Raw genomic sequence first — 8,387 nt, 5'->3', positions numbered from 1 at the left:
ATTTGCCGGTCGGTCTTAGCCGGACGCCAGCGCGTCGGAGACCCCCGGTTCCCTGGGCCCCAGGAACCGGGGATCCGGCCGGAAGACGGCGTCCCACGCCGCCTTCCCGGCCGCGACCAGCTCCCGAGTCGCCCCGTAGTACCACGTGACATCGTGCCGGTCGTCGACCCCGACGCCGTATGACGTGACCCCCGCCGCCCCGCACAGCGCGACCGCCCTGCGTATGTGGAAGCCCTGGCTGATCAGCACCGCCCGGTCCACGCCGAAGATCTTCTTGGCCCGCACACACGAGTCCCACGTGTCGAAGCCCGCGTAGTCGCTCACTATCCGCCGGTCCGGGACACCATGAGCCGTCAGATAGGCGCGCATCGCGTCCGGCTCGTCGTACTCCACGCGGCTGTTGTCGCCCGTGACCAGCACGGCCTGTATCCGGCCCGCGCGATACAGCTCGGCCGCCGCGTCCAGCCGGTGGGCGAGGTACGGCGACGGCTCGCCGTTCCAGAGCCCCGCGCCGAAGACCACCGCCACCGGGGTGCGGGGCACATCGGCTGTCGTACGCAGCCGGCCCTCCGCCGAGACGAACAACCAGGTGGCGGGCAGCAGCGCCAGCGCGCAGGCCAGGATCAGCGCCTGCACCGCCCGGCGCTGCCCCGTCCGTGTCCGAGGCAGCCGGAACCAGGACGGCAGCACCGGCCTCGGCGGCCACCGAAGACGCGTCTGAACCGTCTGAACCGCTTGGCTCAGCGTGCGCATCCAACCTTGCCGTAGCATCCGAACCCCCGTATCCCCGTACTCGCCCGGCACCGGGCCAGCTGTGATCAACCGTAGGTGATCCCACCGACAATCCGCCGTCGGACGGCCTTGGAGGCAATCCGGCTGACACCGCCGTTCGCCGCAGCGTGAGCCCCGGGGAAATGAGCCGTCACCGTCGTGCAACGCAGCGGCAACCTACCGCCGCCACGATCGGTTCATGACGGCGTCGAACCCTCCTCGCGACGAGTCCACCCAGCCCTCGGGCAGCAGCCTGCCGCCCGGCGCGGCACAGTCCGACGGCCACCTCGACAGTACGGCGCAACTCATGAACCGGATCACCAGCCAGCTCGGCAGCCAGCTCAGCCTCGTCGCGCTCGACGGCAGGCGTCGCCGCCCCGAGTCGCCCGCCCTCGTCCTCGTGGCGCACGGCAGCCGCGACCCGAGAGCACTGAGCACCGTCGAGACCCTCGCCGAACGCGTGCGCGAGCTGCGCCCCGGTCTCTCCGTTCAGCTCGGCCACATCGAGCTGAACGAGCCGCTGCTCCCCGACACGCTCGCCGCTCTCCGGCCCGGCCGCGCCGTTCTCGTACCTCTCCTGCTCAGCCGCGGCTACCACATCAAGCAGGACATCCCCGAGGCCGCCGCCGATGCGTCCCACCTGGACATACGCATTGCGGCACCGCTCGGCCCGCACCCGCTGCTCGCCGAGGCGCTGTACGAGCGGCTCGTCGAGGCCGGGTGGCGGACGAGGCTCAGTGCGGCCGACAGGCGCAGCAGCGCGGTCGTCCTGGCGGCGGCCGGGTCCCGCGACCCCGACGCCGCAACCGACACCAAGCGCACCGCCGAGCTGCTCGCCGAGCGCCTCGGAGTGCCGGTCGTTCCGGCATACGCCTCAGCGGCCGCCCCCACCGTGCCGGACGCCGTGCGCGCCCTGGCAGCGCGCGGCCGCCACCGCGTGGCCGTCGCGTCGTACTTCACCGCGCCGGGACGTTTCGCCTCGGAGTGCGCGGAGGCCGCCCCCTGGATCGCCGCAGAACCGATGGGCGCGCACGCCGCGATGGCCCGTCTCGTCCTGCACCGCTACGACGAGGCCCGCATGTCCTCCGCCGCGGCCGCGTCCCTGCACCTCGCCACGGCCTGAACCTCGCCACGGCCTGATCCTCCGGTCCCAGGAGGCTCACTGTCCGTGTTCCGTCTGTTACGGCTTCTGTCACTGCGGGCGTTTACTGTCGGTGCATGGAAGGCACCGAACTGAGCGCGTACACCGAACCGAGCGCGTACTACGACGAGGCGGCCGTCGAGCGCTGGGCCGTCGAGGCCGACAAGAGGCCTGGGCGCACGGCCTTCCAGCGCGACCGCGCGCGGGTGCTGCACTCCGCCGCGCTGCGCCGCCTCGCCGGAAAGACGCAGGTGGTCACCCCCGGCACCCGCAGCCAGGCCTGGGATCCCAGCCCGCGTACGCGCCTGACGCACTCGCTCGAGTGCGCCCAGGTCGGCCGCGAGCTGGGAGCCGCGCTGGGCTGCGACCCGGATCTCGTGGAGACCGCGTGCCTCTCCCACGACCTCGGCCACCCGCCCTTCGGGCACAACGGCGAGCAGGCGCTCAACGAGGTGGCCCAGAGCTGCGGCGGCTTCGAGGGCAACGCCCAGTCGCTGCGCCTGCTCACCCGTATCGAGCCCAAGCGCTTCGTGCGCGACGAGGAGAGCGGCGACCTTGTCAGCGTCGGGCTCAACCTCACGCGCGCGGCGCTCGACGCCGCGACCAAGTACCCCTGGCCGCGCGGCGCCCATCCCGCCGACCCGGCGTCGCCGAAGTTCGGGGTCTACGAGGACGACCGCCCCGTCTTCGACTGGATCCGCAAGGGCGCCCCGGGCACCCGCGCCTGCTTCGAGGCCCAGGTCATGGACTGGGCGGACGACGTGGCGTACTCGGTGCACGACGTCGAGGACGGCCTGCACGCCGGGCACATCGACCCCAACTGCCTGCACGCCGATCCCGAGCGCAGGGAGATCTTCGCGGTGGCCATCGGGCGGTACGTCCCCGCCGACACCGACCCCGAGGAGCTCGCCGAAGCCCTCGACCGCCTCCTCGACCAGGAGTGGTGGCCGCACGGCTACGACGGCTCGGCCGTCGCCCAGGCCCGGCTCAAGGACGCCACGAGCCAGCTCATCGGGCGGTTCTGCCTCGCCGCCGAGGGCGCCACGCGCGCGCGATGGGGCTCCGGCCGGCTCACGCGGTACGCGGCCGAGCTGGTGGTGCCCCGCCAGACCCGCCACGAGTGCGCGGTCCTCAAGGCCGTGGCCGACCGCTACGTCATGCAGCGCGCCGAACAGGAGCGGCTCCGCGCCGACCAGCGGATCGTCGTCGCGGAGCTGGCCGAAGCACTCACCGCGCGGGCGCCCGAAGGACTGGACCCGCAGTTCCGCGCGCTCTTCGACGCGGCGGACGACGACCAGGCGCGCGAACGCGTCATCGTCGACCACATCGCGTCCCTGACCGACGCCTCGGCCCGCTCCCTGCACGACAGACTCACAGCGCGCCGCACGTGAACCACGGCCCGCCGCCCATGAGCGCGTCACTGACGGCCCGCCCGGCTGAGGGGCATATGCACACGGACGTGACCCAGCGTGGCCTGATCGGGCCACTCCCTCTTCCCCCCTCACGCTCCGTGGGGGACGCTCAAGTGGCGGCACCGTGTTGTTCCGGGCTCCGACATCCGCGGTTTCCGCCGATGTCGCCCGGTCCCGACGAGGAGGCATCAAGTGGTCGACGCTGATCAGACGTTCGTCATCGTCGGGGGAGGGCTGGCCGGGGCGAAGGCGGCCGAGACGCTCCGTGCGGAGGAATTCACCGGACGGGTGATCCTCATCTGCGATGAACGCGACCACCCGTACGAGCGCCCGCCCCTGTCGAAGGGCTATCTGCTCGGCAAGGAGGAGCGCGACAGCGTCTTCGTGCACGAACCGGCCTGGTACGCCCAGGCCGAGATCGAGCTGCACCTCGGCCAGATCGTGGTGGACATCGACCGCGAGGCCAGGGCCGTGCGCCTCGGTGACGGCACCCTCGTCCAGTACGACAAGCTGCTGCTTGCGACCGGCGCCGAGCCGCGCCGCCTCGACATCCCCGGCACGGATCTCGCGGGCGTGCACCATCTGCGGCGGCTCGCGCACGCCGAGCGGCTGCGCGGTGTCCTCACCTCGCTCGGCCGCGACAACGGCCACCTCGTGATCGCCGGCGCGGGCTGGATCGGCTTGGAGGTCGCGGCGGCCGCGCGCGAGTACGGCGCCGAGGTCACCGTCGTCGAGCCGCTGCCGACACCCCTGCACTCCGTCCTCGGCCCCGAGCTCGGCCAGCTCTTCGCCGACCTGCACCGCGAGCACGGCGTGCGGTTCCACTTCGGCCGCCGCCTCACCGGGATCACGGGTCAGGACGGCGTGGTGCTCGCCGCCCGCACCGACGACGGCGAGGAGCACCCGGCGCACGACGTGCTCGCCGCGATCGGAGCCGCCCCGCGGACCGCCCTCGCCGAGGCCGCGGGCCTCACCATCGCCGACCGGGCGCACGGCGGCGGCATCGCCGTCGACGCGTCGCTGCGCACGTCCGATCCGGACATCTACGCCGCAGGCGACGTGGCCTCCGCCCTCCATCCGCTCTTCGGCTTCCCGGTGCGCGTCGAGCACTGGGCGAACGCGCTGAACGGCGGCCCGGCCGCGGCCCGCGCGATGCTCGGCCAGGAGGTCACGTACGACCGCGTGCCCTATTTCTTCTCCGACCAGTACGACGTGGGGCTCGAGTACTCGGGGTGGGCGCCCCCGGGGACGTACGACGAGGTCGTGATCCGGGGCGATGCGGGCAAGCGGCAGTTCATCGCGTTCTGGCTCGCGGACGGGCGGGTGCTGGCCGGGATGAATGTGAATGTGTGGGATGTCACGGAGCCGATCCAGCGGCTCATCCGCTCTCGCGCTCGGGTCGGTCCCGAGGCCCTGTCCGACCCGTCCGTGCCGCTGGAGAGCCTCGCCGGCTGACCGGTCAGGCCCTCGCCCCCGCTCACCGGGGGCGGCCGCCGCCGCATGGGTGTCCGTCCGCCCCCGTAGAATTCCTCCGTGGCAGGCAGGATCAATGACGAGGACGTGAAGGCGGTCCGGGACGCGCTCCCGATCGACTCCGTCGTGTCCGAGTACCTCCAGCTGCGTAACGCGGGCGGCGGCAACCTCAAGGGCCTCTGCCCCTTCCATGACGAGAAATCGCCCTCCTTCCAGGTCAGCCCCAGCAAGGGGCTCTTCCACTGCTTCGGCTGCCAGGAGGGCGGCGACACCATCACCTTCGTGATGAAGATCGACCACCTCTCCTTCTCGGAGGCGGTCGAGCGGCTCGCCGCACAGGCGGGCATCACGCTGCGGTACGAGGAGGGCGGGTACAACCCGAGCCACCAGCGCGGCGAGCGCATCCGCCTGGTGGAGGCCCACAAGACCGCGGCGCAGTTCTACGTGGAGCAGCTCGACTCCTCCGCCGAGGCCGAGATCGGCCGGAAGTTCCTGGCCGAGCGCGGCTTCGACCAGGCCGCGGCCGCGCACTTCGGCGTCGGCTACAGCCCGGCGGGCTGGGACCACCTCACCCGCTATCTGCGCGGCAAGGGCTTCAGCGACAAGGAGCTGCTGCTCTCCGGGCTGTCCCAGGAGGGCCGCCGCGGCCCCATCGACCGGTTCCGCGGCCGCCTCATGTGGCCGATCCGGGACATCGGCGGCGAGGTCGTCGGCTTCGGTGCGCGCAAGCTCCGCGACGACGACAACGGCCCGAAGTACCTCAACACCCCAGAGACCGCGATCTACAAGAAGTCCCAGGTCCTCTACGGCATCGACCTCGCCAAAAAGGACATCGCCAAGGCCAGCCGCGCCGTGGTCGTCGAGGGCTACACGGATGTGATGGCCTGTCACCTCGCGGGCGTCACGACCGCCATCGCCACCTGCGGCACCGCGTTCGGCGGCGACCACATCAAGATCCTCCGCAGGCTGCTGATGGACAACGGCAGCGCGCGCGTGATCTTCACCTTCGACGGCGACGCGGCGGGCCAGAAGGCGGCCCTGCGCGCCTTCGAGGACGACCAGAAGTTCGCCGCCGAGACGTACATCGCCATCGCCCCCGACGGCATGGACCCCTGCGACCTGCGGCTCGCCAAGGGCGACGAAGCGGTCGCCGACCTGGTCGAACCCCGCACCCCGCTCTTCGAGTTCGCCCTCCGCCAGATCGTGAACCGCTACGACCTGGAGACCCCGGCCGGACGCGCGGCAGCACTGGACGAGGCCGCACCCATCGTTGCCCGTATCAAGAACAGCGCCACGCAGCACGAGGTCGCCGTCCAGCTCGCCGGCATGCTCGGCATCCTGGACATCCAGTTCGTGGTGAAGCGGGTCGCGCAGCTGGCCCGCTGGGCCCGGGACCGCGGCGGCCGCGGCCCCGCCCCGGCGACAGCGGCGGCACAGCAGCGCGCCCCGCAGTCGTACGCCCCGGTGCGCGCACCGTCCGGCCCCGCCCTGAACCTCCGCAGCCCGGCCCACCGCACCGAGCGCGAGCTCCTCAAACTCGCCCTGCAGTACCCCGAGTTGGTCTCCCCGGCCTTCGACGCGTACGGAGTCGACGAGTTCACCGCCCCGCCGTACGCCGCGGTCCGGCAGACCATCGAGGAAGCGGGCGGCGCCGAACCGGGCGCCCAGGACACCTCCGCGTATCTCGCCCGCGTACGCGAGGCCGCGCCCGACGACGTGGTCCGCGCGATGGTCACCGAACTCGCCGTCGAGCCGATCCTGCGCAGGACGGTCGACGAGATCTATGCGGGAAGCCAGCTCGTCCAGGTCCGCCTCCGCGCCGTGGACCGCCGCATCCGCGAGATCCAGGGCACCCTGACCCGCCTCGGCCCACACGCCGACCCGGCGCATCTGGCCGCCGTCCAGAACGAGTTGTGGGTGCTGCAGCAGTACGGCCGGGCACTGCGGGAACGCGGCGCGGACGCGCTCTGATCGCATCCGCGTCTGAGGCCGGCTGAATCCGGTCTCCCGCCGCGGTCCCGGGCCCAGCGGGCCAGCTGCGCGCCCCGACCGTAACCGACCAGTCACGGACGGGACTCAAAAAGTCACCGCACGCCCCTCGTGGCAGTGATGTGTCGTACCCCACACTGGGTTCCGGTGCCTGAGTCCTCGGAGCGCGGCCGGCCCGCAGACAGCGGGCCCGACACCCCCGCGGTTCCGCTCATCGCGTACGGGACGGACAGCGGCAAGGCCGCCCACGCCGGTCCCGTCGTACCGCTGTCGCACGCCTCAGCAGCGATCACCCTGGAGGTCGCCCCCGTGCAGACCCAGACCCTCACCCAGACCGACACCGCCCTGGACTCGGAGGCGGACATCGATCTCATGACGGCGGTGCCGCCGCAAGGCAGGGCCCGCCGTCATCCCGACCACGGCACAGCAGTGATGAGCCCCGACCATCCGCAGGGGCCGGCCGAGCCCCCCACCGACCAGCCCCCCGCCCCTGTGGACGGGCCGCCCGAGCCCGACCTCGTGGACGTCCCCGAGCCCGTCGAGCTCCCGGTTCCCTCCGGCCGCACCGAGACCGCCGGCCCCTCCGCCGACCTGTTCCGCCAGTACCTGCGCGAGATCGGCCGCATCCCCCTGCTCACGGCCGCCGAGGAGGTGGAGCTCGCCCGCCGCGTCGAGGCGGGGCTCTTCGCAGAGGAGAAGCTCGGCTCAACGCCCGACCTCGACTCCCAGCACGCCCTCGACCTCGACAAACTCGTCGTCATGGGGCGCATGGCCAAGCGCCGTCTCATCGAGGCGAACCTGCGGCTCGTCGTCTCGGTGGCCAAGCGGTACGTGGGGCGCGGCCTGACCATGCTCGACCTGGTGCAGGAAGGAAATCTCGGTCTCATCCGGGCCGTTGAGAAGTTCGACTACGCGCGCGGCTACAAGTTCTCGACGTACGCGACCTGGTGGATCCGCCAGGCGATGTCCCGGGCCCTCGCAGACCAGGCCCGCACCATCCGCGTCCCCGTCCATGTCGTCGAGCTCATCAACCGCGTGGTGCGGGTCCAGCGCCGCATGCTCCAGGAACGCGGGTACGAACCCACACCCGAAGAGGTCGCCGCCCACCTCGAACTGTCGCCCGAGAGGGTCCGCGAGGTCCTGCGGCTCGCCCAGGAACCGGTCTCGCTGCACGCCCCCGTGGGCGAGGAGGACGACGTCGCGCTCGGCGACCTCATCGAGGACGGGGACGCGGCGTCCCCCGTCGAGTCCGCCGCGTTCCTGCTCCTGCGCGAACACCTCGACGCGGTCCTGTCGACCCTCGGGGAGCGCGAGCGGAAAGTCGTCCAGCTCCGTTACGGCCTGGCCGACGGCCGCCCGCGCACCCTCGAGGAAATAGGCCGCATCTTCGGCGTGACCCGCGAACGCATCCGCCAGATCGAGTCGAAGACCCTCAACAAGCTCAGGGACCACGCGTACGCGGACCAGTTGCGGGGCTACTTGGACTGAGGCGCCGTTCCGCTGTGGGCAGTCGCGCCGCTGCCGCTGTGGGCAGTCGTGCCGCAGGGGCGATGGGGGTGCCCCCATGCCCTTAAGGCAATGGGGGAGGGTGGGCACAGCGA

6 protein-coding genes are annotated in these 8,387 nt (G+C 72.0%); 5 read left to right on the top strand and 1 reads right to left on the bottom strand.

The window, feature by feature from the left end:
• Positions 1–15: 15 nt before the first annotated feature.
• A complete protein-coding gene (locus H1D24_RS24635; RefSeq protein WP_309484425.1) occupies positions 16–636 on the bottom strand; it encodes a SanA/YdcF family protein in 621 nt (206 codons plus the stop codon).
• 334 nt (positions 637–970) lie between these two features.
• Between H1D24_RS24635 and H1D24_RS24630 the strand changes: the two genes are divergently transcribed.
• The 5 genes from H1D24_RS24630 to H1D24_RS24610 all read left to right on the top strand — a co-directional run bounded on the left by H1D24_RS24630 (position 971) and on the right by H1D24_RS24610 (position 8,274).
• Positions 971–1,894 carry a sirohydrochlorin chelatase gene (locus H1D24_RS24630; RefSeq protein WP_181659833.1) on the top strand — a complete coding sequence of 308 codons (924 nt, stop codon included), beginning with the start codon at positions 971–973 and terminating at the stop codon, positions 1,892–1,894.
• 95 nt (positions 1,895–1,989) lie between these two features.
• Entirely contained in the window at positions 1,990–3,303 is a 1,314-nt protein-coding gene (locus H1D24_RS24625) for a deoxyguanosinetriphosphate triphosphohydrolase (protein WP_181659832.1), read from the top strand.
• A gap of 213 nt (positions 3,304–3,516) precedes the next feature.
• The gene (locus tag H1D24_RS24620; protein ID WP_181659831.1) at positions 3,517–4,779 is read left to right on the top strand and encodes an NAD(P)/FAD-dependent oxidoreductase; all 1,263 of its coding nucleotides are present in this window, start codon (positions 3,517–3,519) and stop codon (positions 4,777–4,779) included.
• Positions 4,780–4,857: 78 nt separating this feature from the next.
• Positions 4,858–6,768: a DNA primase gene (gene dnaG, locus H1D24_RS24615; protein WP_181659830.1), complete on the top strand. Its 1,911-nt coding sequence runs from the start codon at positions 4,858–4,860 to the stop codon at positions 6,766–6,768.
• A gap of 165 nt (positions 6,769–6,933) precedes the next feature.
• Positions 6,934–8,274, top strand: coding sequence for an RNA polymerase sigma factor (locus tag H1D24_RS24610; RefSeq protein WP_181659829.1), 1,341 nt, complete (start codon positions 6,934–6,936; stop codon positions 8,272–8,274).
• The last annotated feature ends 113 nt before the right edge of the window (positions 8,275–8,387 follow it).

It is taken from the genome of Streptomyces himalayensis subsp. himalayensis, from assembly GCF_013778455.1.
GTDB classification, from domain to species: domain Bacteria; phylum Actinomycetota; class Actinomycetes; order Streptomycetales; family Streptomycetaceae; genus Streptomyces; species Streptomyces himalayensis.
Note: the sequence above shows the minus strand (reverse complement) of the source record. Positions and strands in the feature narration are given on the sequence as shown.

Bases quoted from the DNA above. Each gene is read 5' to 3' on its own strand.
- H1D24_RS24630 (WP_181659833.1), top strand. From the start codon at position 971: ATGACGGCGTCGAACCCTCCTCGCGACGAGTCCACCCAGCCCTCGGGC.
- H1D24_RS24625 (WP_181659832.1), top strand. From the start codon at position 1,990: ATGGAAGGCACCGAACTGAGCGCGTACACCGAACCGAGCGCGTACTAC.